33 protein-coding genes and 2 pseudogenes are annotated in these 26,498 nt (G+C 32.3%); 11 read left to right on the forward strand and 24 right to left on the reverse strand.

The features are described from left to right. Positions 1–54: 54 nt before the first annotated feature. Positions 55–195 (forward strand): hypothetical protein, encoded by a 141-nt coding sequence (locus EP747_RS24155; protein WP_165346875.1) that lies wholly within the window; start codon positions 55–57, stop codon positions 193–195. A 124-nt stretch (positions 196–319) separates the two neighbouring features. Here EP747_RS24155 and EP747_RS05675 read toward each other — a convergent pair whose 3' ends face one another. The 9 genes from EP747_RS05675 to EP747_RS05715 all read right to left on the reverse strand — a co-directional run bounded on the left by EP747_RS05675 (position 320) and on the right by EP747_RS05715 (position 8,917). Next, the gene (locus EP747_RS05675) at positions 320–832 is read right to left on the reverse strand and encodes a membrane lipoprotein lipid attachment site-containing protein (RefSeq protein ID WP_129688926.1); all 513 of its coding nucleotides are present in this window, start codon (positions 830–832) and stop codon (positions 320–322) included. 128 nt (positions 833–960) lie between these two features. Further along, positions 961–1,179, reverse strand: a complete 219-nt coding sequence (locus EP747_RS05680) for a hypothetical protein (RefSeq protein ID WP_129688927.1) — start codon at positions 1,177–1,179, stop codon at positions 961–963. 105 nt (positions 1,180–1,284) lie between these two features. Further along, positions 1,285–1,902, reverse strand: coding sequence for a TetR/AcrR family transcriptional regulator (locus tag EP747_RS05685; protein ID WP_129688928.1), 618 nt, complete (start codon positions 1,900–1,902; stop codon positions 1,285–1,287). Continuing rightward, positions 1,856–3,124, reverse strand: a complete 1,269-nt coding sequence (locus EP747_RS05690; RefSeq protein ID WP_129688929.1) for an MFS transporter — start codon at positions 3,122–3,124, stop codon at positions 1,856–1,858. The genes EP747_RS05685 and EP747_RS05690 overlap by 47 nt, the downstream gene beginning before the upstream one ends. Positions 3,125–3,520: 396 nt before the next feature. Further along, a complete protein-coding gene (locus EP747_RS05695) occupies positions 3,521–4,795 on the reverse strand; it encodes an ATP-binding protein (protein WP_235832774.1) in 1,275 nt (424 codons plus the stop codon). 183 nt (positions 4,796–4,978) lie between these two features. Continuing rightward, positions 4,979–5,956 carry a VanW family protein gene (locus EP747_RS05700; protein WP_129688930.1) on the reverse strand — a complete coding sequence of 326 codons (978 nt, stop codon included), beginning with the start codon at positions 5,954–5,956 and terminating at the stop codon, positions 4,979–4,981. A 390-nt stretch (positions 5,957–6,346) separates the two neighbouring features. Then, complete coding sequence (locus EP747_RS05705) at positions 6,347–7,225, reverse strand: aminoglycoside phosphotransferase family protein (RefSeq protein WP_129688931.1); 879 nt, start codon at positions 7,223–7,225, stop codon at positions 6,347–6,349. A 45-nt stretch (positions 7,226–7,270) separates the two neighbouring features. Continuing rightward, positions 7,271–7,720, reverse strand: coding sequence for a VOC family protein (locus EP747_RS05710; RefSeq protein ID WP_129688932.1), 450 nt, complete (start codon positions 7,718–7,720; stop codon positions 7,271–7,273). An 18-nt stretch (positions 7,721–7,738) separates the two neighbouring features. Beyond that, the gene (locus EP747_RS05715) at positions 7,739–8,917 is read right to left on the reverse strand and encodes a MalY/PatB family protein (protein ID WP_129688933.1); all 1,179 of its coding nucleotides are present in this window, start codon (positions 8,915–8,917) and stop codon (positions 7,739–7,741) included. A 247-nt stretch (positions 8,918–9,164) separates the two neighbouring features. Here EP747_RS05715 and EP747_RS05720 point away from each other — a divergent pair, with 247 nt between their 5' ends. From EP747_RS05720 to EP747_RS05740, 5 genes are all read left to right on the forward strand, one after another. Then, positions 9,165–9,524, forward strand: coding sequence for an ArsR/SmtB family transcription factor (locus EP747_RS05720; protein ID WP_129688934.1), 360 nt, complete (start codon positions 9,165–9,167; stop codon positions 9,522–9,524). Beyond that, positions 9,508–9,957: an SRPBCC family protein gene (locus EP747_RS05725; protein WP_165346877.1), complete on the forward strand. Its 450-nt coding sequence runs from the start codon at positions 9,508–9,510 to the stop codon at positions 9,955–9,957. Before EP747_RS05720 ends, EP747_RS05725 begins: the two co-directional genes overlap by 17 nt. Positions 9,958–9,985: 28 nt before the next feature. Further along, positions 9,986–10,414, forward strand: coding sequence for an SRPBCC family protein (locus EP747_RS05730; protein ID WP_129688936.1), 429 nt, complete (start codon positions 9,986–9,988; stop codon positions 10,412–10,414). Between the two features lie 8 nt (positions 10,415–10,422). Continuing rightward, positions 10,423–10,857 (forward strand): SRPBCC family protein, encoded by a 435-nt coding sequence (locus EP747_RS05735; RefSeq protein ID WP_129688937.1) that lies wholly within the window; start codon positions 10,423–10,425, stop codon positions 10,855–10,857. A 116-nt stretch (positions 10,858–10,973) separates the two neighbouring features. After that, a complete protein-coding gene (locus EP747_RS05740) occupies positions 10,974–11,162 on the forward strand; it encodes a hypothetical protein (RefSeq protein ID WP_088014716.1) in 189 nt (62 codons plus the stop codon). Between the two features lie 103 nt (positions 11,163–11,265). Here the strand turns inward: EP747_RS05740 and EP747_RS05745 are convergent, their stop codons facing one another. Next, a complete protein-coding gene (locus EP747_RS05745) occupies positions 11,266–11,874 on the reverse strand; it encodes a hypothetical protein (RefSeq protein ID WP_129688938.1) in 609 nt (202 codons plus the stop codon). Between the two features lie 371 nt (positions 11,875–12,245). Between EP747_RS05745 and EP747_RS05750 the strand changes: the two genes are divergently transcribed. Then, positions 12,246–12,878, forward strand: a complete 633-nt coding sequence (locus EP747_RS05750; RefSeq protein ID WP_129688939.1) for an RraA family protein — start codon at positions 12,246–12,248, stop codon at positions 12,876–12,878. An 85-nt stretch (positions 12,879–12,963) separates the two neighbouring features. On the opposite strand, the gene EP747_RS05755 is transcribed toward EP747_RS05750, so the two are convergent. The 3 genes from EP747_RS05755 to EP747_RS05765 form a co-directional block, all read right to left on the reverse strand. Further along, entirely contained in the window at positions 12,964–13,407 is a 444-nt protein-coding gene (locus EP747_RS05755; protein WP_129688940.1) for an NUDIX domain-containing protein, read from the reverse strand. A gap of 114 nt (positions 13,408–13,521) precedes the next feature. Next, positions 13,522–14,601, reverse strand: a complete 1,080-nt coding sequence (locus EP747_RS05760; protein ID WP_129688941.1) for an NAD(P)H-dependent flavin oxidoreductase — start codon at positions 14,599–14,601, stop codon at positions 13,522–13,524. Between the two features lie 86 nt (positions 14,602–14,687). Next, the gene (locus tag EP747_RS05765) at positions 14,688–15,644 is read right to left on the reverse strand and encodes a S8 family peptidase (RefSeq protein WP_129688942.1); all 957 of its coding nucleotides are present in this window, start codon (positions 15,642–15,644) and stop codon (positions 14,688–14,690) included. A 288-nt stretch (positions 15,645–15,932) separates the two neighbouring features. Here EP747_RS05765 and EP747_RS24160 point away from each other — a divergent pair, with 288 nt between their 5' ends. Then, positions 15,933–16,076, forward strand: coding sequence for a hypothetical protein (locus EP747_RS24160; protein ID WP_165346879.1), 144 nt, complete (start codon positions 15,933–15,935; stop codon positions 16,074–16,076). 132 nt (positions 16,077–16,208) lie between these two features. Here the strand turns inward: EP747_RS24160 and EP747_RS05770 are convergent, their stop codons facing one another. Then, entirely contained in the window at positions 16,209–16,694 is a 486-nt protein-coding gene (locus EP747_RS05770) for a cysteine hydrolase family protein (protein ID WP_129688943.1), read from the reverse strand. A 395-nt stretch (positions 16,695–17,089) separates the two neighbouring features. On the opposite strand from EP747_RS05770, the gene EP747_RS05775 reads away from it, so the two are divergent. After that, a complete protein-coding gene (locus tag EP747_RS05775; protein ID WP_129688944.1) occupies positions 17,090–17,338 on the forward strand; it encodes a hypothetical protein in 249 nt (82 codons plus the stop codon). Positions 17,339–17,619: 281 nt separating this feature from the next. On the opposite strand, the gene EP747_RS05780 is transcribed toward EP747_RS05775, so the two are convergent. The 7 genes and pseudogenes from EP747_RS05780 to EP747_RS05805 all read right to left on the reverse strand — a co-directional run bounded on the left by EP747_RS05780 (position 17,620) and on the right by EP747_RS05805 (position 22,266). Continuing rightward, positions 17,620–18,180, reverse strand: coding sequence for a GNAT family N-acetyltransferase (locus EP747_RS05780; protein ID WP_129688945.1), 561 nt, complete (start codon positions 18,178–18,180; stop codon positions 17,620–17,622). Positions 18,181–18,377: 197 nt separating this feature from the next. Then, positions 18,378–18,836, reverse strand: a complete 459-nt coding sequence (locus EP747_RS05785; protein WP_129688946.1) for a GNAT family N-acetyltransferase — start codon at positions 18,834–18,836, stop codon at positions 18,378–18,380. A 381-nt stretch (positions 18,837–19,217) separates the two neighbouring features. Beyond that, positions 19,218–19,499 carry a hypothetical protein gene (locus EP747_RS05790; RefSeq protein ID WP_129688947.1) on the reverse strand — a complete coding sequence of 94 codons (282 nt, stop codon included), beginning with the start codon at positions 19,497–19,499 and terminating at the stop codon, positions 19,218–19,220. 115 nt (positions 19,500–19,614) lie between these two features. Beyond that, positions 19,615–20,676 carry a P1 family peptidase gene (locus EP747_RS05795; protein WP_129688948.1) on the reverse strand — a complete coding sequence of 354 codons (1,062 nt, stop codon included), beginning with the start codon at positions 20,674–20,676 and terminating at the stop codon, positions 19,615–19,617. A 131-nt stretch (positions 20,677–20,807) separates the two neighbouring features. Continuing rightward, the gene (locus EP747_RS24165) at positions 20,808–20,957 is read right to left on the reverse strand and encodes a hypothetical protein (RefSeq protein ID WP_165346881.1); all 150 of its coding nucleotides are present in this window, start codon (positions 20,955–20,957) and stop codon (positions 20,808–20,810) included. A gap of 359 nt (positions 20,958–21,316) precedes the next feature. After that, a pseudogene (locus EP747_RS05800) lies at positions 21,317–21,412 on the reverse strand (VOC family protein); the annotation flags it as partial. Between the two features lie 428 nt (positions 21,413–21,840). After that, a complete protein-coding gene (locus EP747_RS05805) occupies positions 21,841–22,266 on the reverse strand; it encodes a hypothetical protein (RefSeq protein ID WP_129688949.1) in 426 nt (141 codons plus the stop codon). A gap of 238 nt (positions 22,267–22,504) precedes the next feature. On the opposite strand from EP747_RS05805, the gene EP747_RS05810 reads away from it, so the two are divergent. Both EP747_RS05810 and EP747_RS05815 read left to right on the forward strand, forming a co-directional pair. After that, entirely contained in the window at positions 22,505–22,750 is a 246-nt protein-coding gene (locus tag EP747_RS05810) for a hypothetical protein (protein WP_129688950.1), read from the forward strand. 138 nt (positions 22,751–22,888) lie between these two features. Next, positions 22,889–23,134, forward strand: coding sequence for a DUF6429 family protein (locus tag EP747_RS05815; RefSeq protein WP_129688951.1), 246 nt, complete (start codon positions 22,889–22,891; stop codon positions 23,132–23,134). A gap of 44 nt (positions 23,135–23,178) precedes the next feature. Here the strand turns inward: EP747_RS05815 and EP747_RS05820 are convergent, their stop codons facing one another. From EP747_RS05820 to EP747_RS25070, 3 genes and pseudogenes are all read right to left on the reverse strand, one after another. Beyond that, complete coding sequence (locus tag EP747_RS05820) at positions 23,179–23,658, reverse strand: hypothetical protein (protein ID WP_129688952.1); 480 nt, start codon at positions 23,656–23,658, stop codon at positions 23,179–23,181. A gap of 192 nt (positions 23,659–23,850) precedes the next feature. Continuing rightward, on the reverse strand, positions 23,851–24,075 hold the full coding sequence (locus tag EP747_RS25320) for a hypothetical protein (RefSeq protein ID WP_129688953.1): 225 nt from the start codon (positions 24,073–24,075) through the stop codon (positions 23,851–23,853). Between the two features lie 180 nt (positions 24,076–24,255). Next, a pseudogene (locus EP747_RS25070) lies at positions 24,256–26,099 on the reverse strand (collagen-like protein); the annotation flags it as partial. Positions 26,100–26,498 lie beyond the last annotated feature (399 nt).

Here is a 26,498-nt window from a genome sequence, read left to right on the forward strand (position 1 = left end):
AATTCCGAAAGTAAGTTGGAAATATAGCACATACTAAATTTGGAGGTGATATTCATGGGTCACAATCAAAATCCACATGTAAAAAAGAAAAACATAAATAAAGGACAACCTATACCAGCTGCAGTTAATTCAGAAGGCTATTTTGCTCCAAGTAAATCAAATACTGAAGCTCTTAATGAAGTTAAAAATCAATAAAGAAAACTCGCCGATTGGCGAGCCGTTAAGAGAAGACAGAGGGGTTCTTCTCAGTTTGCCAATTTATACTTTCTTAATGTGTAAAATAAAAATGACCGTCATTTTTTGACGGTCTCTTTTTTAATTATTTACTCATCGAATTTGCGGTCTTTACTAAATCTCGAATAGTGTATTGTTTACCAGTTTCCTCTGAAAAAAGAATTGAAATTGAATGAAAGAGCCCATTTTTCTTCCAACGAATTGTTTTTGTATTATCATCATCAGCAACAATCAAAACTTTTGTACCATCTTTTAATTTGGTTGTTTTTAATTGTTGTTCTTCATCTGGAAAGGAAGGTTTTTTATTATGATAAGTGATAACATACATTTCGACCTCTTTTTCTTCATTTGAATAATTAAACGAGGTAGCATTAATAGTTCCATTACCTTGATTTTTTTGTACATCCATTGAGACATCCTTTGCTCTAAAAGGTATCCTTTCTGGTACAACTAGTTCTTTTTGTACATCTTTAGGTAATTGATCTACTACTTGTTTTATAGTTTTAGGATATTCTTTTTTTAATGCATCAACTGCACCGTTACCATGTGAACAAGCAGTTAACAAAAGAATTGAGAATAAAAAAATAATTTTTTTCAATCCACATGCCCCCTATTTTTCCAAATCTATCGTTTCTTTTTTCTACTTAATATCTCTAAATATCGTCATATTAGTCTTAAAATAAATAAAAACTGCCTGTATATACAAGACAGTCTTAAAACCTATTCTTAAGGTTCAACAATTACGATTTTTCCTTTTTGCACATATAGCAATATTTCTGCGTTATCTGTTTCATTTCGGAATGTATAGCATGTTAGATCATCAAACCCACCGTGTGAAATATCATGAACTGTATCAACTAATTTGTATTTATTACCTCTAAATTCTATTTTTCTTTCTATTGATGGTTGCTCCGTTAATATTTGTTCCTTTGATCGAAAATTCATCTAATCACTCCTTTGGTCACCAATAGTATAGCCATATTTGTAGTTTTCAATTTTTATACCCTGCTTAATTATTCGGGATGTTAATTCAATAACAATCCCGAATATTTATTCTACTTCAAGAGCAAATTTTAAAAATTGTACGAACAAAATCGATTGTTCTTTCATCATTATTTCTTCCGCTGAGAGTATTGCATAGTCTAATGCAAGTCCATCAATAAATGAAACAATCATTCTTGCTAAAATTTCACTATCATATTGTTCACTAAATTCTTTGTTTTTTTGACCTTCTTTTATGACATCAGAAAAGATTTTTATACCAAAAAAATATCGTTCTTTCCCATACTTTTTTCTTCTGTTATCATTTCTACCAGTTATGAAAAACTCTAAAGTAATTGGTGCCAAAGGATCCATTCGATCATTTGGCACTCTTTTTTCACCGAACATCCTTAATAAAAGTAATTCCCAATATGAATCAACATTTTGATTCAATAATTCACTTGTTTCTTCAGACACTCTCAATAGTGATTCAGATAAAAGTGATTCAAACACTTCTTCTTTATTAGCAAAATATTGATATAGCCCACCTCTACTTACATTTGATGCGTCCATCACATGCTTCATAGTCGTTCTTTCATAACCATTTTCGATAAACACTTGTTTTGCTGCTTCTAAAATTTTAGTTCGACGTTGCTGTTGGTGCTCCTTGCTGACTTTCGGAGACATCTTTCTTCCCCCGCTCTACTCTATTTTTCGTTAAGAATCCAATTAGTGAGACAAATACTAAAAGTGATGCAGAGATAATAAATGTTGGAATGACACCTATTACTGTTGATAGCCATCCACCTAATAAAGGTCCGATAATTGTTGCTGTTGTGGTAACACTTCCTATTACACCAAATACTCTACCAGTTAACTCAACTGGGGTATCGACTTGAACAGATGCCTGGAATGGAACAAATACTAAGCCAGCTGCAAATCCTGCAAACAAACCTAATAATGGTGCCCAAACAATTGAAAAATCGAGATTAATATGTGTGAATAAAGCCATCATACCAAAACCAAGTCCGATTCCACAAACTCCAATTAACATTAAATTATAGGCACGATAATTTGTTTTTTTCGCTAAAATTAAACTAGAAAAAAACATTCCTACTCCAGATCCAGTTACTAAATAGCCAAATAAACCTGGTGACGCATGTTTAAGTTCCCTTATCAAAACTATAATTTGCGAATCAGATAACTGCAAGATTAAGAGACTAAAACCTAAAAATAGCATACCGACTAAAATTTGAGTTTTTGATTTAATAAATGTAACGCCTTCCATAAATTCAGTTTTATAGGAGGATTTAGCTTTATCTTTCACTTTTTCTTCTTTAATCTGCTCAACTACCTTTGGAAGCAAGAAAATTAAGATCGCAGAGATAATAAATGATACTGAATTAATATAAAATACTGGCGTTGTTCCAGCTGCCGAAACTAGAATTCCACTTAAAATCGGTCCAAAAATTTTTGTAGCTGAGTCAATCATAGTTGTAATTGACATAGCGCTCTTGATTTCATCATTCGGAACTAGTTCTTTTAACTTACCATTTTTCGCAGGATTAAAAACAGCAGAAAACAGTCCAATCGTAAACAAACAAATATAGACCATCCACAAAGTATTTGCTAATGCAAGTATTACAAATAAACCAGCACGGACAATGTCAGATAATACCATCAATTGCTTTCTACTAAAACGATCTGCAATCGTTCCTGCAACAGGTCCTAATAAAGCCATCGGAACAGCGAGACATAAAATAATAAATGACACTTCAATTGGCGAAGCATTCCATTTTAACCCTACCAGCGTAATGATCGCGACAATACTTAACCAATCACCAATATTTGAAATCGCTTGAGCAACCATTAATGTTATAAAACCTTTATTATTCCTTAGACCCTTCATCTTGCTTAGCCCCCTTGAAACCGACACTCATGTCGTTTTTATTTTATTATAACGACATGAGTGTCGGTTTTCAATTACTTTTTCTGAAAATTGGCTATATTCCTCGTTTAACTTTATTCAAAAATGGAATTAAAAGTATTAAAACTTTTTGAATGTATTACTTTGACTTAATTAATTGGATTGAAATTGAAAAGGCAAGAGGAATGCATATTATACTAGTTAATTATTGGACAAGATTAAATAAAAAGAAAAAAGATATAAGCCTTTTTCGAGCTTCTATCTTTTCAGAGTTATAATGATGGAAATATCATACTCATAAAAGGTTCATGAGTAACTATCCTAGTGGAATTTTGTATTTAACTTACTCATAACTAGTACATGAATAAGTAAACTCAATTATTCAAAAGAAAATCCAACAGTTTGATTCTTTTCCCAATTTTGCTTTTTTTGCTTACGTAAAATGGATCTCATTTCATCGCATAGTCGATTGATATTTACTTTTTGTTCACAGTCCCACTCAATTATGATTGAAATATATAACTCATTTAATTGAGCATAAGAGAAGTCATTCGTTGAATCGATAAGTAGCTGTAATTCTTCATAGTTTAAAATTCGATTTAATTTTTTCTTTTGTAAATAGTCAGAACGCATTTCTTTTGTTGGTTGTTTAATTTCATATGCACGATCAAATCTACCAGAGCGATTCATTAAAGCTGGATCGATTTTTTCAGGATAATTAGTCGTTCCAATTAAAAATAAACCTTCTTTAGAAGTTGCACCATCGATTGTGTTTAGGAAAACTGAGCGAACCGAAGGAGGCATACTGTCAATATCCTCGATAACTAGTACCATTGGCGTTAATTTTAACACTGAACTAAAGACTTCTTTAATTGTGTAACTTGATGTATATTCAGTAATTTGCCAATATGCAACCGGTGCGTTAATACTACTTGCAATTGATTTTACTAATGTTGTTTTTCCATTTCCAGGATTTCCATATAATAAAAATCCTCGTTTATATGGGATGTCATATGTTTTAAAGAAATCTCGACCATCATTAAAGAAATGATCAATTGATCGATAAATTTCTCGTTTTAATGATTCTTCTAAAAATACATCTTCTCTTCTAACCATTTTTGTTATATTTTCAATTGATGTTTCGACACCATCATCTGTATCTGTATAGACTGTTACATAATTTTTAATATAATCTCGTTTTCTTTTTAGTACGTATTGAAAAAAAGATGAAAGACATGAATCATTTTTAGCAAAAATCAGGTCTCTATTGTATTGATTATCCGCTTCAAATATCATCGCTTTCGATAAAGCTACTCCGTAATTCGGATAATAATATAATCCATTTTCAACCCTTGGCTTAATGATGAGTTCCAACTTTTTATCAGTGTGATTCGAAGAAATAGTTTTTGTCTCAAGCTCATTATAAATATGGCTAATTAATTGAACTTCACTCGATTCCTCTTTAAGATCTTCTTCAAGAATTTCCCAGATTTCATTTGTTGTATCCTCATCTGAATACATTTGGAAATCTACACCAAATGTATCAAATAGCTGACTTTGAATAGTTGAAATGATCTTTCCGTAATCGTAGTAATAAGGTAAGTTATCTCGTTCCATATCCTTCGAATCAAATAAAACATTTATTTTTGTCATGCAATTCTCCTTTGTTTTCCAATCTTTCTTATAATTCTAAATCCTTAGTTTCTATAAGTCTAGTGTTGAAAGGATTAGACATTCATTATTTTTTATTCATATTGATCCTAATACATGAAAAACAAAAAACCCCACTAGGATCAATAATTTCCTTTGTGGAGTTTACTAAGTATGTATTCAACTTTAATCCCCTACCGACTTATTCGGTGGTATTATTTTTCCTTTTCTAGAAGGATTAGAATGTTGTTTGTCATCTTCTGTATTTATTTCTTCTGGTAAACGAGTTGGAGCTATAGGGACATTTCTTACTTCATAATTGATTACATCAGAAGAATGAAGTGTAACAATCATACTTCCACCATATTGTTTTGCTCGAATTAGAATTGGCTGATTATATTTATTTTGAAAACGGAAGTCTGGTCCATACCAACTAACAGTAGCATCACGTCCTGCTGGTACATATGGTACTCGTCTACTATGGGTATATCTTTCAATAATTTTTAGACCAGCGCGATCTACTGCATTAAACAGAGTAGAGGACACTTGACATATTCCTCCTCCTACTCCTTCAGACAATTCTCCCCTTACAATGACTGGTGCACGTTTATATCCCTTCGCTCCACTTCTCTCTCCTACTACCTTATTGAAAGAAAAAACTTCATTTGGGAAAACTACGTAATTATCAATTGCTTTTGCTGCGAGTGAAATATTATGTACCCGACTTTTATTATTCGAATTAAAGTAGGTTACATATTGTCCAATTTGTTGAATCCTAATATGAGCTAATAATTCACTATCAACTTTTGGATAAATATCTAACTCTGGTACTTCAATTTTAGATGGTCCTTTACCATAAAAATATGTAGTAAATTTATCCTTAAACTCTTTTTTATAAAGCCTGTATCCTACTTGGCCTGGTACAATCCTACCTTGTTCATTGATTGTCGCATTTATAGGGTTACGGTAAATTTGTTGATCAAGCTTTTCAATAAATTGATTAAACTTTTTATCGTTTATCATTGGTGTACCTGGAAGCGACGTTGTAAAATCTTCACGATTAACTACGGCAATCGGAAGGCCCTGTTGAATAACAGTTAAGCTATCAGGTTGTTCAACTGATTGCGTCAATAATAAAAAACTAGCTAATAATTTTTGTAACATAGTTGGATTCCTCCCAACATTAGTATGAACAAAATTCAATACTTTCATGTTTTTTCCTAATAAATCATTCACTATGCTCTTACTTTTCTGATACTTTTTATCAACATAAAAATAGAGAAGCACTTTTAGCCTTCTCTAATCTACTTTCAGGATATATTTAATTGTTTTGAATGATTTTAAAGTCTTTTTTTATTACTTTTTTGTATTAATTTTTGTTGTTTTCAATTTCTTTATTCTTGATTAGTAATCTTATTTGCAGCTTACACAATTTTATTTGCAGTTTCATAAATTCAATTGCAGTTTCAGCATTTTTATTTGCACTCTCGCTAAAGTACTAAGATACAAAAATATAAGCCACAAGTTAAGCAACTCGTAAATTTTTCATACATTTTAAGATTTGAACTCGTTAATAATTAGATTAATCGTATTAAATGATTCTTCCCTTATTGTTGTAGTATTCTCTTTATTCGCATTAAATGTAATTAAAGCCTTCCATAACGCCCAGCCTCTTGCTCTATGCCAAGTATTTTCATCAAAGTTTAAAACGTTTTTAAAAACTTTTCTACTATTGGTATCGAAAAATGTCCATGCCATTGCAGCATCACATGATGGATCACCTACTCCAAGTATTCCAAAATCAATGACTGCACATAGCTTGCCATTTTTAACAAGTAAGTTTCCAGGCGCAATGTCACCATGCACCCATACTGGTTCATACTCCCATTTGGAACTTAGAGCTGTTTCCCAAATTTCTGTTAGTAAATCCTTGTTAAAAATCTCTTTCGTTTGGTCTATTGAATCTCTAGTTTCTTGGTCGTAAACAGCTAAGTTTCCACCTCTAAAGAAATTATGCTTTCCTGCAACCGGCCCTCCATGAGCATCAATTGACTGGAACTCCTTTAAAAATCCCCCTAAATCTTTTGCAAATTGACTTAAATCACTTATATTTTCTTTACTTAAAGATTCCCCATCAATCCATTCATTAATCGTCCATGGCCAAGGATAGTATCTACTAGAACTTCCTTTTGCTAACGGTTTTGAAATTGGTAAACTTAGTTTATTCGCTAAAATGGGTAACCATTTATGCTCTTTTTCAACTTGAGGTACGTAGCATTCTGCGCTTGGTAATCTTACACTCATATTATCCCCTAAATGGAACGTCCTGTTATCGTTGCCACTTAATTCTACAGGCTTTATTTCTAAGTGAGACCAAATTGGAAATTGTTCATTAATTAATTGTTTTACTAATTCAACATTTATTTTATCCATCTAATCTCCCCATTTTTGCAATCAAACTAATAAATTATTTGTATTTTACTTTTGGGTTATCAATATAAATGTAACGCCGAACTTGTCTGTAACTGTTCCAAATGCGGGACTAAATGGTACTGCTTCTAACGGTGCAATGACATGTCCATCTTGTTGTAATGAATTAAAGATGCGCTTTGTTTTTTCTATGCTATCAATCGAAAGATTAATCGTGACTTCTACGTTTTTATTTTCATAATTAGGTGTATTTCGTTGAAAATCTTTGTCCATAATCGGATTCGATTGAATCGGCGCATCGAATAACATAAGGTCACTTTCACCGATTTTTAAAATTGCATTTGCAACACTATTTTTTAATGCTTCTGGACAAGGAATTGGCATTTCTCCGTATGTTTGAATATTAAGAACCTCTGCTTCAAGTTCTCTTTCATAAAAATGAACTGCTTCTTTAGCATTCCCACTCATAACAATACATGGTGTAATTTTTAACGTCATAAATGCCATCTCCCTTATCTATTTCTTATTAGCTTTTACAGCTTTCTCTAATCGTGTCATGGCTTCTTCTAATGTTTTACGTGTGCATGCGTAATTCAATCTCATAAAACCATCTCCATCTATTCCAAAACCGCGACCTTCATTTAAACCTAATTTAGCATCATTAATCATAAATTCGTTCAATTGGTCACCTCTTAGGCCTAAACCTCTAAAATCAAGCCATCCTAAGTACGTCGCTTCTGTAACTCTCATTTTTACCCCTGGAATATTTGTTTTTAAGTAATTATGTATAAACTCCGCGTTTCCTTTTAAATAAATCAATAATTCATCGAGCCATTTTTCACCTTCGTTATAAGCTGCTATAACTGCCTCAATTCCAAAAATATTTAAGTTTTCTAAACTTGAACGTGCAATTGCATGAGAAAACTCTGTAAATAAATCTTGATTTGGAATAACAGCAAGTGACGAAAATAAGCCTGCGATATTAAATGTTTTGCTTGGCGACATAAATGTAATACTCATATTTTCTGCATCTTCACTTAAAGAATAAAAAGGTTTGTGACTACCTTTCTTGTAGACTAGATCAGCATGAATTTCATCTGCAATTACAACAATTTTATTCTTTTTACATATTTCAATCAAACCTGATAATTCTTCTTTCGTCCAGACTCTTCCAACAGGATTTGCAGGGCTACAAAGAATAATCATTTTAGTTTTAGAAGTAATTTTATTTTCTAGATCCTCTAAATCCATATAATAATAACCATCTTCTTCAATTAAAGAATTTTCAACGATGTTTCTTCCATTATTTTTAATTGTACTGAAAAATGGAAAGTAAACTGGTGGCTGAATGATGATTTCATCACCTCGTTTTGTGAAAGCATCAATAGCTAAATTTAATGCTGGAACCACACCAGGTACATTTGTTAACCATTCTCTTTTAATCGATGTGTTATAACGTTTACTTGCCCAATTCATTGCTGATTCAAAAAATTCTTCTGGTATATGTCCATAACCATAAATAGGATGTTGAGCTCGTTTTGTTATAGCCTCTACAATCCCGGGTGCACAAGCAAAATCCATATCGGCAACCCATAAAGGTAGAACATCCGTACATCCAAATACTCGATCAACTGAGTCCCACTTTGTACTATTTGTATTTTTTCTATTATGTTCTTCATTAAAGTTAAAGTTCATATTTAATCCCCCACCATTTTTCGATCATTTATGATTAAGATTTTACTATTTATATTCCGGTATATACTTAATCAATAGTATTTTCGTAAACATAATTAATATCCAAATTATACTATTCCGCTAGAAAATTCAATTAAAAATAAGACTTTTAGTGTACGAAGCAACTAAAATCATTAATATTCAACTGGAAAAAAATGAATAATACAAGTGCTTGATTTTAATAAATTTTTATTTTATAGTTAACCACATGGTTAACTATTATGATGACAATCTTGATCAAGTATTTTCAGTTTTATCAGATCCAACACGGAGAGCAATCATCCAAGAGCTATCTAAAGGAGAGAATACAGTTAAAAAATTAGCTGAACCATTTGATATGTCTTTGCCTGCTTTTTCAAAGCATATGAAGGTTTTAGAAAATGCTGGTTTGGTTTCTTTCAAGAAAGTTGGGAGATTTAAGTATTATTATCTTCATCCAAGTGCAATTTCATCTGCATCTAATTGGCTAAATGAATTAAAGTCCTTATGGGAGCATCAGTTATCAAGTTTGGAGCAATTTTTATTATCAGAAGAATATGGAGGTAACGAAGATGATCACAATGAATAATTCACAAAACTTCACTTTAAAACTTAATCATGTTTATCCTGTAATGAAAGAAAAAGTATTTGCAGCATGGACTAAACCAGAGTTATTAGAAAAATGGTGGGGTCCACAAGGCTATACAACGAAAATAGTAGAAATGAATGTTGAAGTACAGGGTAATTATAAATTCATTATGAAATCTCCAAATGGAATTGAACATATTGTATATGGAAAATATTTAGAAATTTTATCAAATGAAAAATTAGTTTTCACATGGCAATGGGAACAACAAGCTGATTTTCCTGTTACAAATGTAACTGTCGATTTTCTTGAGAAAGATGGAAAAACTGAAGTAATCGTAACTCATACAAATCTTCCTAATGAAGAGGAAGCAAAAAATCATACACATGGTTGGACAAGTTTCTTAGAGGAGAAACTTACGAGTTTTTTTAAATAATAAACAAAAATGAAAAGAGGAATATAAAATGGTAAATATGCCACATCAAATTACAATTAATGAAACTCCAGAGAAAGTATTTGAAGCAATTACAACAACTGAAGGTATCAAATCTTGGTGGTCTACGGATGCAAAGGCTGAGCCACAATTAGGAAGTATTACCGAAGTCGCTTTTTATAACCGCCAAGCTGTTTTCAAATTACAAGTTGACCAATTAGAACCTGGGAAATTATTAGAGTGGAGTGCAAAACATGATATGCCAGCTTGGAAAGGTACAAAAATACGCTTTGAATTAAATGCAAACGAAAATGGTGCAACTGTATTAAATTTCAATCACTCTGGATTTGAATCAATGGAAGGCCCTTATGCAATGATCAATACAACATGGGGTACTTTAATGTATATTTTAAAACAATTTGTTGAAGGTAAAAATCCTGAGGTTTGGCATCAAGGTTAATATAGAGAATGGTAGATGTATTAACTGAAATTACTATTAATTGCCCTTTAGAAAAAGTATCCGAGTATGCATCGAACCCTGACAACGCTCCAAAATGGTATGCAAATATTAATTTAGTAGAATGGAAAACAGAAAAACCTTTAATGGTCGGTTCAAAAATTGCATTTAAAGCACAGTTTTTAGGTAAAGAACTAGCGTATATATATGAAATTATTGAATTTAATTCACCGCAAAAACTAGTTATGAAAACAGTTAGTGGTCCGTTTCCAATGGAGACCACATATACTTGGGTAAAAATAAACGATCATTCTACTCGAATGACTTTGCGAAACAAAGGAATTCCAAAAGGATTCTCTAGAGTTGTTTTACCCTTTATGTCCATGATGATGAAAAGAACAAATATTAAAGACTTAAGAGCTATTAAAAGAATATTAGAAACATAAATTGATTAAAATTAAACATTCAATTAGTAGAATAAATATATTTAAAAAATTAATCTATTTTTTTCATAAAGCTTGCGAATAATAATTACCATCTAAATGTGAATGGAGGGTAAATTATGAAAAAAGAAGATGAATATACTGATGATATGAATCAAATATTAGAAATTATCAATGCAAAAGGTGATACTGGTGAATTACTTGAAATTGTAGACAAATATAAACAAGCTGAAAATCCAGAATGTAATCATGACCTTTTTTATCAAGAATTAAGAGTGATTGCTGAGGATAGTGCAAAAGAAGAATAGATACCGTAGTTAAAATGAGTAGTGGAACGAAATTAGTTCCACTACATTTATTTTTTTACACATCGAACTGAACTTTAATTCTTTTTATGTATTACCGATAAATTTATAGACTATATTCTTCAGTCGGAATTTTGCCTTTTAAAATATCGTATTCCGCTTTCATTTCACCAAACTTTTGAGGATTTCCATGTTCCGGTGCATAATCCGGATGCCAAAGCTTTGTATATTCCCTCATTTGTTTCTTCCAAACTTCAGCACTATCATTCGGATTGAAATACTTGAAATTATGTTTTTTATTTTTCTTGATTGAAGTAGAGTAATTTCTTAAATACTCTTCCCAGACTCTAGCCCAATCAACTATTTTCTTTTTATATTCTTTTGCTTTTTCTGCGTTTTTCCTTTTTTCTTCCTTCTTCCAATCTTCCATTCTTTGACTGAAATCTTTAATACCTTCTTTTGAGTCTCTCCATCTTTGCTCTGCATCTCTTATTTCTTGGTCTGTAATTCCTTCATATAAACTTTCGTCGTTAAGAACTTCAAGATCTTCAGCATTTCCTTTATGATTTATATGTAGGTCATACATCTCTTCTATCATTTTTTCGATTAATTCTGCACTAGTTTTCCCTGTAAGTTGGGATAGCTTTTCCAGTTTTTCAGTGGATTCTATTTTAACCTTGTGTGTTAAATAGACATATTTAGTTTTGTTTCTCAAGCACCTCAACTCCTTAATTAAATGTTACTATACAAGGCTATATCTATATATTAAAAAATAAAGTCAATCTTGTTACATTCTCTACAAATTGTCTAATGTAAAATATTAATAATGTATTGAAACTTAATGGAATGTATTGTCTTTATAAAATCTGTACGATATTATCTAGATTTTCACTACAATCAGATCTTTATTTACATGATGTTTCAATTCAAGATGTTTAAAGATTAAACTATTTTTTATTATCAACTTATTTTATTCGATATTAATCGATTGCTACCTTTCTAATTCAATAATTATTTTTTATCAAGCTTAATAATTTTTTCGAAATTCTCACGTGAACAAATTCTTTATATAATTTAATTAAATAAATGATTTATAAGGGAGTGATTTCTATTATTAATCAATTTAAAAATATACCAACAACTTGTATCTCAGACGTAATGGATGGACTAAATAATATGGATCCGTCAATAAAGCCTTTAAAAGATGAATATAAATTTGTTGGAAAGGCACTGACTGTTAAAATCCCTGTTGGTGATAATTTAGCCGTATTGAATGCAATTCGTGAAGCAAATCCAGGTGATGTCATCGTAATCGATGCAAAAGGGGATCGATACCGGGCAATTGCAGGAGACTTTATTGTTGGAATGGCACAAACAATGGGTGTTAGTGCCATCGTTGTTGATGGGGTAATCCGCGATATCAGCGGTATTAAAAAGTTAAATTTCCCAGTATTTTGTAAAGGAACTACTGTAGCTGCTAGTGGAAAGATTGGTGTAGGCGAAATTAATGTTCCAATATCCTGTGGAGGTACATCAGTTAACCCAGGTGATATCATTGTTGGTGATGCAGATGGAGTAGTTGTAATCCCTCAATCGGAAGCAAAGACGATTTTAGAAAAATCATTAGAAAAAATAAAAAAAGATGAACAAAGAGAAGAACAAGTATCTGGTAATATTGAAGCAATAAAATCGTATATTGATCGTATGCTTTTAAAGTAACTGAGAAATTTTTATTTACCTATACAAAAAAAGGTTCTTAATATAGGTTTTTCGAAAAAACCATATTAGAACCTTTTTTTCTTGTTTAAAATTTTAATTTTTTTAACTGACTTTTTATAAAAGGATCAATTTCTTCAGGCAGTTGTTTTAAACGAAAGAATTGCGCTTCAATTGATTGATTTTGGTCCGGACTAATTTCGTTTTCGAAATCTGTACAAATATAACCAATTGCTACTGTATGATATTCGTCTCCGCTTCCCTCAACTTTATTTATAAATTCTGCCCCGGAATATACTCCAATTAATGATAAAGAATTCAACTTAAGTCCAATATCTTCAAGAACAGAGCGCTTAATACATTCTTCAACCGATTCATTTAATTGTAAAATCCCACCTGGTATACCCCAATTGCCTACTCCGTATCGATAAAGTAAGATTTCACCCTCAGAATTTAAGATGGCAACGCTTGGACGAACAATAATTAAAGGATCATTTCCAATCTTTTCTCTCATACCTTCACAATAATTCATAAAGCCTCCTAATCTGAAATATTAGTCCAATCAATTTATTTAGAGTTCAACTAAAATATTACTTTCCTATTTTTAGTAAATAACTTTTTTCTTAAACAATTTATAAGTTTTTTACTAAAAATCCCGAATAATTTTTTTAGCTTCATCCATCATTTCATTTATTAAGTTTTCTACCGATTCCTTTTTAGCTAATCTAGGACTTTGTCCCGACCAGAGTGACATAAACTCTTTATTATTTTGTACGGAGGATGCTTTTCTCATCGTTTGGGTAATTGTATTTTGAACAGGAAACTGTGGAAAATCAGCTTCGTATTTTTTCATTTCCGTAATAAATTTATTTTCAATTCCTCTTGCCCATTTTCCTGAAAATGCACGGGTCAAAACTAACTGGTCTTCGGTAGAATTTAAAATAGCATTTTTATGTACTTCATGTGCCCCACTTTCAATACAGGTTAAAAAGGCGGTACCCAATTGAACAGCTTTAGCCCCTAAACAAAGAGACGCCATTAAACCTCTTCCGTCCATAATTCCTCCTGCCGCAATTACAGGAATACTAACATGATCAACTACTTGTGGAATTAGCGACATTAATCCAATTAAACTTTCCTCATTATCACTTAAGAAATTACCTCGATGTCCACCTGCTTCACTACCTTGTACGACAATTAGATCCATTCCTGATTTCTCAATTTCAATTGCTTCATTTACAGTAGTTGCCGTTCCAATCAAAATAATATTATGAAGCTTTAACTCTTTTATCATTTCCTTTGAAGGTATACCGAATGTAAATGAACAAATAGGAACACCTTCTTCAATGATTACACTTATTTGTTCGTGAAATGTATCATTAAAACGATTAAAATTTTGAAGTTGGATTCGATCATTTTGTTTTATATTTAATTCTTCATTGAAAGGTTGTAATAAATCATTGGATTTTGAAATTTCATTCTCGTTTACTATAAAATCATTTGGTACAAATAAATTAATTCCGAAGCTTTTATTAGTTAACGTTTTTATTTCTCTAATTTGTTCACGTATTTGTGATGGAGTCATATAGCCTGCTCCAATTGTACCTAAAGCTCCACAATTTGATACTTCAGCTACAAAATTTGAAGTTGTGATTCCACCAGCCATCGGAGCTTGAATAATTGGATATTCTATACTTAAAAGTTCAGTTATTTGATTTTTAAACATTCATTTCACCTCTATTAAATTTAACTTTTTTCTACTCACCAAAAAAAGTCCCGAATAGTCTAGCAACACTACCGGGACTTCACCTATTATTTTATTACATTCGAAGATTTTGAGGGTACATTTACGCCTAGATTTAAAAGTCCATGGCCTTCCTCAAACGTACTATATCCGATTGGTACTGTATGACTTATTAAAAGTTCGAATAATTCTGGTTCAGTGATTTTCTCATTAGTTTCAGACTCAAACTGTTGAATTAATAATGCAATTGCCCCTGATACATGTGGTGTTGCCATTGATGTACCAGAAAGAACAGCATATTGATTTGTCGGATAAGTCGAAAGTATCTTTTCGCCCGGCGCAACTAAATCAATTTCATTATTTGTATTACTAAAGTTGGATAATCGTTTTTGAAGATTTACAGAACCTACTTCTATTACTTCATCGTAAGCACCTGGATAGCTATATTCATTGGTTGTGCCATCACCATCACCTTCGTTACCAGCTGCGCATACAACGGCTATATTTTGTTCAACCGCTCTTTGAATCGCTTCATGTAACGAAGAATCATCCTCTGGACCACCTAATGACATTGAAATCACTCGAACAGTTTCACCATTAGAGCCTCTCCAATTCGTCGCATAATCAATAGCCTGTACAATTGATTCTATGCTTCCTTCCCCAGCACCAGTTAGTACTTTTAAAACGAGAAGTATTGCTTTTGGAGCTACACCTACTACCCCTTCTCCATTTTCAGAAGCTGCAATCGTTCCGCAAACATGTGTACCGTGACCGTTATTATCTAAGAATACGTTAGGATCCCCACCGTAATCTTCAGTAAAATTATATCCACCAATAATTCGTTCTTGTAAATCAGGGTGGTCTGTCTGACAGCCAGTATCGATAACTGCTACGACCACGTCTTCCCCTTGACACCCTTTTTCCCAAATAGATTTAGCTTCAATTAAACGAACTCCAGGTGGTACTTCCTTTGTACTACCTTTAACTTCTTCCAACTTATAAGGAATTAATCTAAATTTAGACATGCCTACCAACTCCTTTTTGGGATTTATTCATAAAGGATAAATCTTTGAGGTATAGATTAATATTCTACATCCATCCATAATTTTCCTTTAAATAAATTCAACTTTATTTAAAATTTATGCCAATCTGTTTGGAATTTAATAGATTCACTTATTTAATTGAACAAATTTGATAATCTTCTATAACTACATAAAACCTTTTCCAACTTTTACATTTGATTAATCTAGGCTTAAAAAAATGGATATATAATCTAATAGTGTTAAGGCATTATTCAAACTAGGGGGAATAAAATGCTTACTAATTTATTAACTGAAATCAAATTTTGGTGGTTTGGAGAGTTAAGAGAAGAAATAGAAGAAATAGAACGAATTGAATCCAAACATACAAGAGTTCGATTTGACTCTGATATTTATGAACTAATCCGTATCCATTAGAAAAATACGAGGAACGTTGTCTAAATTTCCAATATATAATATTAGAACCACAAGATCATTAATTTTATCTTGTGGTTTCTTTGTTTTATTCTTTATGTCAAAAAAAGAGCTCATTATCAATCTATTTTTATACTAAATAATGTAAGGGACAACATTGTATGAAATAATGTTTCGATCACGATACGTTTGATTTATTACATCACTTTTTGTGCTTAATATTCCATTTTGCAATAAGACTGGTTTAAATCCTCTTTCGCTAGCTCCATTATACGTAAATAGAACACATTGTTCTGCTGCAAATCCAGCTATTATAACTAACTCAACGTCATTTCCTTTCAAAATCTGCTCTAATTCAGTATTCCAAAATGCATTTGAATGTTCTTTTGAAACACAAATATCTTGTTCTTCTACTTTAATTTCAGGGATGAAAGAAAGTAATTCTGAATTTATTTCATCTGCTCCTTCAACATCTTGAACATGTATGACTAAATGATTTTTTGATCGGATACGGTCAGCAACATAATTTATATATTCACAAGCACCTTCGACATTCAATGATTCTTTTTTACCATCTAAAAATATTTTTTGCATATCAATAATAAGAAAACCAATTTTCATTATTTCCCCTCCATGACAATCTATATTCCTCTTAAATAATTATTCTATTTGTTTTGTTATAGTCCTACCTTTTTTTAAAATAGACTCTGTTAAAGTAGATTGTTGATTTTCTTATTCAACTAACTGGCAGATTAGTTCATAAAGGTTAGTTATAATAATGAATTAAAATTCCCCCAAGTTTTTGTATGATGATACATCAAATTCAGACTAAATATTACATACTTCTATGTTTTTTTCGATTTTCGACATATCAAAATTCAAAATTTATTTAGTTTTACAAGTATCCAAGCATAAAATTCCCCCGATTTACTTGAAATGATTGTAGCGTTATATTAAGAAGTAGTTATGAAAAATACTCCCAAATTACTTAAGCCATTATAAAGGAGAAATAGATGATGATTTTTTTTATTCAACTAATCATTTTTGGTTTAATCGTATGTATTCTTTCTGCTATTCCAAAACCATTTAAAAAAACACCTAAAAACCAATTAAGAATAGTGACTCTTACAGGAATTGGAGTTTCTTTATTAATTTTTGTATTTTCAACAAAACAAAATTTCGTTCAGCTTTTTCCCATTTTCTTTATATGTTCTGTATGTTTAGGAACATTTATCAGAACGTTTAAACAGCCAAGTAAAAGTTGAATAAAAACCTTATGTAATTATCGATCAAAAGGGAGACTAAAAATATGTTTCATTTCATCGACTCAATATTACCAATTGTAATTACTGTGTTATATGTAGCTTTTATTTTTAGTATTTCTTATGAGACAAAAAGAAAAAAAATACGCAATAATGCTACTCATGTTGTCTCAATAATATACATGACATTGGGAATGATATTTTTTATATTAAGTCGATTTGTATAGCAACATCTTATACAACTAATGCATGCGATTGTTGAACAAGTAAATTTACGTTATAGGCTAATTTATCTTTGCATAAATACAGGTGTCAGTTAGTTTTTTACCATCTGCTGAGAAATCTTCATTACGTAAAATCCCCTCAAGCTCAAATACTAATTTTTCAGGGATCGCACGACTTTTCGTATTACTAGATTCACATCGTATTTCAATTCGTCTAGCATTCAATTCCTGAATTGCAAAATGAGTTAATCTTTGTATTGCTTCAGTCATAAAACCCTTACCACTAAAACGAGTATCAATCCAGTATCCTATTTCAAATTTAGGAATATCCCAATTAATATTGTGTAAACTGCACGTACCTATAAACTCATCTTTTTCTTTACTGAATATAAAAAAACGAAAACTTTCACGATTTAAAAACTGATTATGTGCACGTCGCACAAGGATTTCTGTTTCAGTAATATCAGGTATACTTTGAAATAATGGTAACCAAAGTTTAAATTCATTAATTGAAGCTTTTATTGCAGCATGAACTGTTTCACCTTCTCCAGCCATCGGAATTCTTAAGTACAATCTCTTAGTATCGATTTTAGTTGGAATTTCTAATAATAATGGATTCATTGGTTTCTTCTCCTATACTATTTATTAAAATTCACATTTCTGTAACTTAAATATTATTTTACATGTTATTGATAAATTTTTGTTATATTTCGTGAATTTTACCTTTACATTAAACTGTGGGATAGCATAATAAAACGAATGCCAAAGCAGCCTTCATGCACTTCAACTAACGGATACGTTAGTTGAATAAGATGTATTTATTTATGCTTAATATCTAATACTACTGCCATTTCTTTACCAAATCTATCGCCATGATCAATAAAGCCTAAACTTGAATATAAATTATGTGCCCCTAAGTTTTCTGGATGATAACCTACAACAATTCTTTTTGCATTAGGTAGTTTAGTAATTTCATCGATCATTAACTGAGTTGCAATTTTACCTATGCCTTTTTGTTGAAAGTTTTTATCAACCATTATTCTATATATCCAATAGCCATCAAGCTCTTCTTCATTAGTATTAAACATTAAGAATCCAACTGTTTTACCTTCAAAATGAATAGCAAATGGCTTTAGTGAAGATTTAAATTTCGATTGAGCAATCGAGATCGCATTCGGTTCGATGTGGCTCTTTTGATCCTCAGATACCTCTAATTGACAGCATTCATACCAATTTTCTGCATTTAATTCCACAAGTTCTACGTTTTTACTCTGCATAGTTTCTCCTTTGTTTCAGTTGTTTGAGCAAGATTTATTCTAATTATAATTTTAACAAATATTTCCAATGTTTAATTGAGCCGTTTATCCTAATTCAACTATCCTGCCATTTAGTTCAACAAAAAAGACCGCCGAAGCAGTCAGATTGTTTTATAACTAAAGCAATGCGTTAGAGTACTAATAATATCAATGAACCTAATATAGAACTTATTCAATAAAAATTCTCTCCTAGATATATTTAACTGTAATATTTCATTGGTTCATGACCCAGTCTGATGAATATAAAAAAACACCAACACCTTTCTTTAATAAAGGATTTAATTAAAAAATGACAGACCATTAATGTGTTGTGGTCTGTCATTTTTTTTGACTAATTTACACTTAGACAATTACATTATTAAAATATTTATTTAATTTTTTAATTTCTTTTTTACTGCCATTGATTGGTAATTTTTTTACACTATATTTTCTTTGATCAGTATGAGGCAGAGGTAAATTCAATATATTTATATTTTTATCAGCGATTACTTTATTTTGAGCTTCAATCTGAACGTGTTCTTTTAGTGTTGAGTTAGCCTTTTTTAAACTAATTTGATAAAAAGCCATAAAATTAACACCTAAACAAATAATAATTGTGCAAACAAAAAATACAAATTTTTTCATTATAGCCTTCTAACTTAATGCTTGTCCAACTTTAAGATTAAGAGTATTTTATGTAAGTGTTTACGCTATTAGAACTTTATAAAATCTTTCTTGTTAGATTTTTGAATTCTATAAACTATATTAAGTTAATATTGTATTTTTCTACTAAATCTTTAAAAGCTGGTCTTTCATTTCCATCTCTACCAACAATATGTGTTGCTGTTACCAAGGAGTTTAAAACTGCTTCTTCAGTTGCTTCTCCTATTGCTCTAAATGCAAGATCAATATCTTCTTCATGTATAGTCGGAACCGTAATACAATGCGATGTTTTTTCATGAGGTATTTTTGTTGCAGTTGAAAAGCCAATAACAACTTCGCCACTTCCCGTTGTAATAATTGAGCCTGTTCTTGATAAACCTGTAACTGTTCTTTTAATTATACGATTTAGCTGCCTTTCGGATACGGGAAGGTCCGTTGCAACAATCATAATGATTGAACCCTTATCTTGTTCGTCTTGTTCCTTTAAGATAAAATCTCGCAATTCTGCTCCAACAGGCTTTCCATTTACTTTTAAATCGCTTAAAATCCCAAAGTTAGATAAGACTAAAACACCCATTGTATATGTACCATGTTCCATCTTCATAACTCGAGAAGCTGTTCCAATCCCACCTTTTAATGAATAACAAAGCATTCCAGTTCCTGCTCCAACAGTTCCTTCTTTCACATCTGAAGAAGCATTACTTAATGCTTGAAAAACATGATCTTTCGTGATAAATCTAGCTCGTACATCATTTAAAAGCATGTCATTACACTCACATATCACTGGGTTAACTGTTCCTGTTGTACGGCCTATTTCTGGGTTATGTTCTAACATATATTCAATTAAAGCGTCTGCGGCTGTCCCAATACTTAGAGTATTTGTTAATATAATTGGCGTTTCGATTGTTCCTAACTCATTAATCTGAATCGTTCCCATCGACTTACCAAACCCATTAATGACATGAGATGACGCAATTAACTTATCCTTAAATAGATTTCCTTGATGAGGAAAAATTGCTGTAACACCAGTTTGGATGTCATGATCGCTGATCGTTACATGACCTACTGTAACCCCTTCAACATCCGTAATAGAATTTAGCTTCCCTGTTTCTAGGTATCCAATATTAACACCATAATCTCTTATTCTTTTTTGACTCATTATAAATTCCCTCCAGCTTTATATTCATCAATTGTAGTTGCATTTAGTTGAATGATTTTAATTACTAAAGTACAAAAAGCCCTTATTCAGAGCTTTTTAGTTTAAAATAATTTGTCTTCTTTTAAGATCTATTAGTGACTTTCTATTAATTTCATTTTCTCTTGATTTTCTTTGACTTTTAATGGGATATAAGTTAAAGAAATTAACGCTCCGCTTATCATTAGTAAAATCATCAATGAAGTGACTAATAGTACGATTTTTTTGGAAAATACTTTCATCATAAGTTGATTTCTCCTTTTATGATTAATCTTACGAATTATTTTAACAGATAACTTAATAAATTAGATACTTACTTGATAAAAATATAAATCTCAATTACTGCCTACGATCATCATCAATCTAAAAATTCCCATAATTAATCAATCAGGAAATTATTACCATATGAGAAAATTGAACTATTCCCATTTCCTAACATATCCTGTATTAACCTTGTTTTCTTGGTGGCATTGGCAAACAGGTGCAAATCACTTTTATCTTCATGGTAAAAGTGATTTTTTAATTAAAATTTATAAAAAAAACACAAGGTAAAATTTTACCCTGTGTTTTTAAAATAATCCCTTTATTTTATTACTTAAATCTTTTACTTTTTTTCCATTACAGCAAAATAATTTTGTTCATCATCAGCAAAGTTAAACACTCTTCCATTTGGCATTTCAACAATTTCACCAACAGTAACCTTAAATCAGTGGATTCAATTTGTTTATCCTCAATGTTTTTTAATTTAAAACCTTTTCGATTTTATTAATTAAATCATAATCTTTATCCGCCGAATAAATAATTTTAACTACTGAAGTAACTCCTATGATACCAACAACTTTACTAGTTTTGCTCTGTATTTGATTTCATAGAACAGCCAAATAAAAGGAATATACAACTTTAAACGATTAGAAGTTTTCTCATTAATCCTCCAATTTTTTTTCGATTTTCCAATAAAATTCAACATCTTACCCATTACTCCTTTTAAACCATTAGATAATAATTAAAAAGATATATTAAGCATATGAAATACAATTTTTTTAGTAAAATTTCCCTATCAAAATGCATTAAAAAAAGAGTTACTCTTGCAACTCTTTTTTGTAAAACAACATTTATTTATAATAGAAATTACTGATTAAATTCATCAAGCGTATAATCATAATTGATTTCAATAAGCCCATCATTTAACGCAGTAAGAAATCTATTTACAGACTCAACTAATACCTCTGTATTAATATATTCTGTGGGTTCAAACAGTTGCCACACCGAATAAATCCCCCACCTGTCATCTCCTTTATATAGGAAATTCATAAGATCTTCATTTCGATTAATCGATTCATAATTCATGTTATCTCTTGATCCATTTTGTACCTTTTGAACCCATTCATTTAATTGACTCGCAAACTCAGTAAGATTTAAATTCGGATCATGAAAAAATAAAGTTTCATTTAAATAGATATTTAATGAGCCATCTATATATTTTCCAATATTGGCAACATAAGCAGGTTCTGTAGGTATATAATCATTTAATATAAACAAGAATTTTATATTCATAAAATTCTCCTTTCGTATGTAGTTCAATCTTTATTTATGTATTTTGTACTTAGTTTCTATTGTTTCCTATTTTTGGTATTTCCCTCAATTTTTATTTTTCTTTTTTTAACTTTTTATTTTTTGATTGTAAAGTTATTTTACTAATTTGAAATCAAAACTACAAAGGTATCATTCTATAAATAGCAAACATAAAAAATTTTTTATGATCTTATCAATAAAAAAGAAAGTGGGATAACATATGAATCAATTTATTTCTGGTCTTTTTCAATCGATTCTTATATTAATTTTAGCATTTGTCTTTGTCTATAAATATTCAGAAATTCGCACAAGAACTACCCATTTTGTTTGTCCTCGTTGTAGTAGTCGCTTTAAATTATCTAAATTAAATTTTGCTTTAACATTTAAAACCGGTAAATTAAATGAACGGTTAGTTACTTGTCCAGTTTGTGGTCATAGAGATCGAATGACTATTATAAATGATTAAATTACTAAATTACTTTTTTCGCTCTATTTGTACAAATTTATAGTTTATTTATTGGAAGTAAGAGTAATCCTTATACTTATGAAGGTTTACTCTTACTTCCTTTATTTTTAAATATAGATTAGAAAGGAACTATTTGAAATGCAAGAACAGATTGATGAATTAACTTTATTGTTAATATATTTAACAGCATTTGAAGAAAACACAGTATTAGGTGATACTATACTCAGAAGTTGGAAAGGATATCCTTTCGACACATTAAATAAATTATCAAATAGTAATCTCATATTTTTTAGTAATCGTGCTAAATCAGTTTACTTAACAGAAGATGGAATAGAATTAGCTAACAAATTATTGCAGAAATATAATATTCAAAATGATGAATAAACTTTATTTAAGTCACCTAAAAACTACAGAAATCTAGTTTAAAGTTATTCACAATGATTATCGCATTGTATAAAGTAATCATTCTTTAAAATGTCCGTTGCTTTCTTAATATTTGATACGGTTAAAAAAATACTATCTTTTTCTCCTATATAAAATGATTTCACACCAACCTTACACCATAAACTACCGTAAATTTTACTAAATACTCCTGGAATACTAGGGGGAATATTTAATATAGCGAAAATTGTTTCTTCTTTAAAATTCACATTAAATGATTCAAGTACTTCTATAACTACTTTTAGATCTTGCTTATTCTGCGATTCGGTTGTACCAGGCACAAGTCTAACAAAATTATTATTTTCACTACTTTTTGTCAGTAAAACCCCAACAATATTTACTGAATCGTTAGCAATATCTTTTAAAACACAACATAAAGTTTCATCATTAACTATAAAAGTAAATTGGGTTCTGAATTCAATATCGAATTGTAACTGCTCGACTTTACGGCTATTAAAGCGATTCAAATTCTCCACATCCTTAATTTTCTATTTTATTAAAGTATGTGAAAAAAAATAAAATGTTTTTGGTTGAAGATTAAAGTTGTACATCATATCTATATTTTCTTTAAATAAAGAATCCCCATATAACAAACAGTAAAATCTATTCTAACTGTCTATCATATGGGGTTATTATTCTATAAATCTATTCACACTAACTTACGGTGTAAATGTGATTATATTCATATCTCTATTAATTGCCGATGCTGAAGTAAGATTCGATGCAGCGGTAAAAAATACTCTTAGACTATACGTTGATGTTGCATTTGCAGGTGCTATATTAACTTGAGTACTTGCAAATTGATATCGGTGAGTACCAGCTGTAGGCTGGCTACTATTAAATATTCTAGTATCTATTAAAGTGGCATCCCTGTATAGTCGCAATTCAAATGTAACTGACCAGTTTGCAGAAACAACTAGTTCAATCGCTGTTGCATAGTCAATTTTAAGCTGCTGATTAGCAAGTACGCCTTGAGTGATACTTACAATGGTTACTTCAGTATTGAGTGGCGGGAATACCGCAATCGATCCTGCATTTTCTGCAAATGTTAGAGTTGGTCTTTGACCTGTTGGACCCGTTACTCCGGTTACCCCGGTTGCTCCGGTTGACCCTGTTGTTCCGGTTGCTCCAGTTGCTCTGGTTGACCCTGTTGTTCCGGTTACTCCGGTTACTCCGGTTGACCCTGTCGATCCGGTTGCACCGTTATTCCCGTCGGACCCGTTGCTCCGGTTGGGCCTGTCGATCCGGTTGACCCTGTTGTTCCTGTCGTTCCTGTTACTCCGGTTGCTCCTGTCGATCCGGTTGCACCGGTTATTCCTGTTGGACCTGTTGACCCTGTTGTTCCTGTTACTCCGGTTACTCCGGTTGAGCCAGTTGACCCTGTCGATCCGGTTGCACCGGTTATTCCCGTCGGACCTGTTGACCCTGTTGTTCCTGTCGCCCCAGTTGCTCCCGTTGATCCTGTCACTCCGGTTGCTCCTGTCGATCCGGTTGCACCGGTTATTCCCGTCGGACCTGTTGCCCCTGTTGTTCCTGTTACTCCGGTTGCTCCTGTCGATCCGGTTGCACCGGTTATTCCCGTCGAACCTGTTGACCCTGTCGATCCTGTTATTCCTGTCGCCCCAGTAGCTCCTGTCGTTCCTGTTACTCAAGTTGCTCCTGTTGCTCCTGTCGTTCCAGTTGCCCCAGTTATTCCCGTCGAACCTGTTGACCCTGTCGCCCCTGTTGTTCCTGTTACTCCGGTTGCACCCGTTGGGCCAGTTGACCCTGTCGATCCGGTTGCACCGGTTATTCCCGTCGGACCTGTTGACCCTGTTGTTCCTGTCGCCCCAGTTGCTCCTGTTGTTCCCGTTATTCCGGTTGCCCCAGTTGTTCCTGTCGAACCTGTTGGGCCGGTTGCTCCTGTCGTTCCCGTTACTCCTGTTGCTCCTGTTACTCCTATCGTTCCTGTTGTTCCAGTTGCTCCTGTGGTTCCTGTTGACCCTATTGTTCCTGTCGTTCCTGTTACTCCTGTTACTCCTGTTACTCCTGTTACTCCTATTGTTCCTGTCGTTCCCGTTACTCCTGTTTCACCCGTCGAACCTGTTACTCCTGTTATTCCCGTTGCTCCTGTTATTCCCGTTGCTCCTGTTTCACCCGTTGAACCTGTTACTCCTGTTACTCCCGTTGCTCCTGTTTCACCCGTCGAACCTATTACTCCTGTTATTCCCGTTGCTCCAGATACTCCTGTTGCCCCGGTTATTCCTGTCGTTCCGGTTGCCCCAATTGAGCCTGTTACTCCTGTTACTCCTGTTACTCCTGTCGTTCCGATTGACCCGGTTACCCCTGTTATGCCCGTTGAGCCAGTTGAGCCCGTCACACCTGTTGTCCCTGTTACACCTGTTAAGCCGGTCGTTCCTGTTACTCCTCTTTCTCCAGTTGCACCTGTTGCCCCGGATACTCCTGTTAAGCCGGCCGTTCCTGTTATTCCTCTTTCTCCAGTTACACCTGTCGCTCCAGTTGGGCCGGTCGTTCCTGTTACTCCTCTTTCTCCAGTTACACCTGTCGCTCCGGTTGGACCTGTTGAACCTGTTACTCCTCTTTCTCCAGTTGCACCGGTTGCACCTGTTACACCAGTAAAGCCGGTCGTTCCTGTTACTCCTCTTTCTCCAGTTGCTCCAGTCGACCCCGTCGATCCTGTTACTCCTGTTTCACCAGTTGCACCAGCTCCTGTTGCTCCTGTCAAACCTGTTTCTCCTCTTTCACCAGTTGCACCTGTTGATCCGGTTGATCCGGTTTCTCCTCTTTCACCAGTCGAACCAGTCGCTCCGGTTACACCCGTTGTTCCAGATGTTCCCGTTAACCCAATTCCAGTTGCTCCGGTAGCCCCCGTTACTCCAGTCGGCCCTTGAGGACCAGTTTTACCTCTTTTACCTCTAGGTCCTCTACAACATTTATCACAACAGTAGCATTCCTTTGAATCTTTACAATTACAGTCCTTACACTTGCATTCCTTACAATTTTTACACTTACAGTCCTTACGTTTACACTCCTTACAATTCTTACACCTACAGTCCTTACATTTGCATTTCTTACATTCTTTACACTCGCAGTTCTTACATTTACATTTCTTACATTTGCAATCTTTGCATTTACAAGATTTTTTATTTTCTTCATTCTCTTTCCCCAAATTATCACCTTTTCCAACTAGAAAACCACTTTGGCAAAGAATCTTGTCCATTTTTCATACCAATATAATTCTATGTACCTACATTAAAATTTGATTATTATATATGACCAAAAAAATATTTGGTATATTTTTACAATT

This window comes from Gottfriedia acidiceleris (assembly GCF_004138285.1).
Lineage (GTDB): Bacteria > Bacillota > Bacilli > Bacillales > Bacillaceae_G > Gottfriedia > Gottfriedia acidiceleris_A.

Coding starts and splice junctions, on each gene's coding strand:
- EP747_RS24155 (WP_165346875.1), top strand. CDS start 55: ATGGGTCACAATCAAAATCCACATGTAAAAAAGAAAAACATAAATAAA.
- EP747_RS05680 (WP_129688927.1), bottom strand. CDS start 1,179: ATGAATTTTCGATCAAAGGAACAAATATTAACGGAGCAACCATCAATA.
- EP747_RS05685 (WP_129688928.1), bottom strand. CDS start 1,902: ATGTCTCCGAAAGTCAGCAAGGAGCACCAACAGCAACGTCGAACTAAA.
- EP747_RS05690 (WP_129688929.1), bottom strand. CDS start 3,124: ATGAAGGGTCTAAGGAATAATAAAGGTTTTATAACATTAATGGTTGCT.
- EP747_RS05695 (WP_235832774.1), bottom strand. CDS start 4,795: ATGACAAAAATAAATGTTTTATTTGATTCGAAGGATATGGAACGAGAT.
- EP747_RS05700 (WP_129688930.1), bottom strand. CDS start 5,956: ATGTTACAAAAATTATTAGCTAGTTTTTTATTATTGACGCAATCAGTT.
- EP747_RS05705 (WP_129688931.1), bottom strand. CDS start 7,225: ATGGATAAAATAAATGTTGAATTAGTAAAACAATTAATTAATGAACAA.
- EP747_RS05710 (WP_129688932.1), bottom strand. CDS start 7,720: ATGACGTTAAAAATTACACCATGTATTGTTATGAGTGGGAATGCTAAA.
- EP747_RS05715 (WP_129688933.1), bottom strand. CDS start 8,917: ATGAACTTTAACTTTAATGAAGAACATAATAGAAAAAATACAAATAGT.
- EP747_RS05720 (WP_129688934.1), top strand. CDS start 9,165: ATGGTTAACTATTATGATGACAATCTTGATCAAGTATTTTCAGTTTTA.
- EP747_RS05725 (WP_165346877.1), top strand. CDS start 9,508: ATGATCACAATGAATAATTCACAAAACTTCACTTTAAAACTTAATCAT.
- EP747_RS05730 (WP_129688936.1), top strand. CDS start 9,986: ATGGTAAATATGCCACATCAAATTACAATTAATGAAACTCCAGAGAAA.
- EP747_RS05735 (WP_129688937.1), top strand. CDS start 10,423: ATGGTAGATGTATTAACTGAAATTACTATTAATTGCCCTTTAGAAAAA.
- EP747_RS05740 (WP_088014716.1), top strand. CDS start 10,974: ATGAAAAAAGAAGATGAATATACTGATGATATGAATCAAATATTAGAA.
- EP747_RS05750 (WP_129688939.1), top strand. CDS start 12,246: ATGATTTATAAGGGAGTGATTTCTATTATTAATCAATTTAAAAATATA.
- EP747_RS05755 (WP_129688940.1), bottom strand. CDS start 13,407: ATGAATTATTGTGAAGGTATGAGAGAAAAGATTGGAAATGATCCTTTA.
- EP747_RS05760 (WP_129688941.1), bottom strand. CDS start 14,601: ATGTTTAAAAATCAAATAACTGAACTTTTAAGTATAGAATATCCAATT.
- EP747_RS05765 (WP_129688942.1), bottom strand. CDS start 15,644: ATGTCTAAATTTAGATTAATTCCTTATAAGTTGGAAGAAGTTAAAGGT.
- EP747_RS24160 (WP_165346879.1), top strand. CDS start 15,933: ATGCTTACTAATTTATTAACTGAAATCAAATTTTGGTGGTTTGGAGAG.
- EP747_RS05770 (WP_129688943.1), bottom strand. CDS start 16,694: ATGAAAATTGGTTTTCTTATTATTGATATGCAAAAAATATTTTTAGAT.
- EP747_RS05775 (WP_129688944.1), top strand. CDS start 17,090: ATGATTTTTTTTATTCAACTAATCATTTTTGGTTTAATCGTATGTATT.
- EP747_RS05780 (WP_129688945.1), bottom strand. CDS start 18,180: ATGAATCCATTATTATTAGAAATTCCAACTAAAATCGATACTAAGAGA.
- EP747_RS05785 (WP_129688946.1), bottom strand. CDS start 18,836: ATGCAGAGTAAAAACGTAGAACTTGTGGAATTAAATGCAGAAAATTGG.
- EP747_RS05790 (WP_129688947.1), bottom strand. CDS start 19,499: ATGAAAAAATTTGTATTTTTTGTTTGCACAATTATTATTTGTTTAGGT.
- EP747_RS05795 (WP_129688948.1), bottom strand. CDS start 20,676: ATGAGTCAAAAAAGAATAAGAGATTATGGTGTTAATATTGGATACCTA.
- EP747_RS24165 (WP_165346881.1), bottom strand. CDS start 20,957: ATGATGAAAGTATTTTCCAAAAAAATCGTACTATTAGTCACTTCATTG.
- EP747_RS05805 (WP_129688949.1), bottom strand. CDS start 22,266: ATGAATATAAAATTCTTGTTTATATTAAATGATTATATACCTACAGAA.
- EP747_RS05810 (WP_129688950.1), top strand. CDS start 22,505: ATGAATCAATTTATTTCTGGTCTTTTTCAATCGATTCTTATATTAATT.
- EP747_RS05815 (WP_129688951.1), top strand. CDS start 22,889: ATGCAAGAACAGATTGATGAATTAACTTTATTGTTAATATATTTAACA.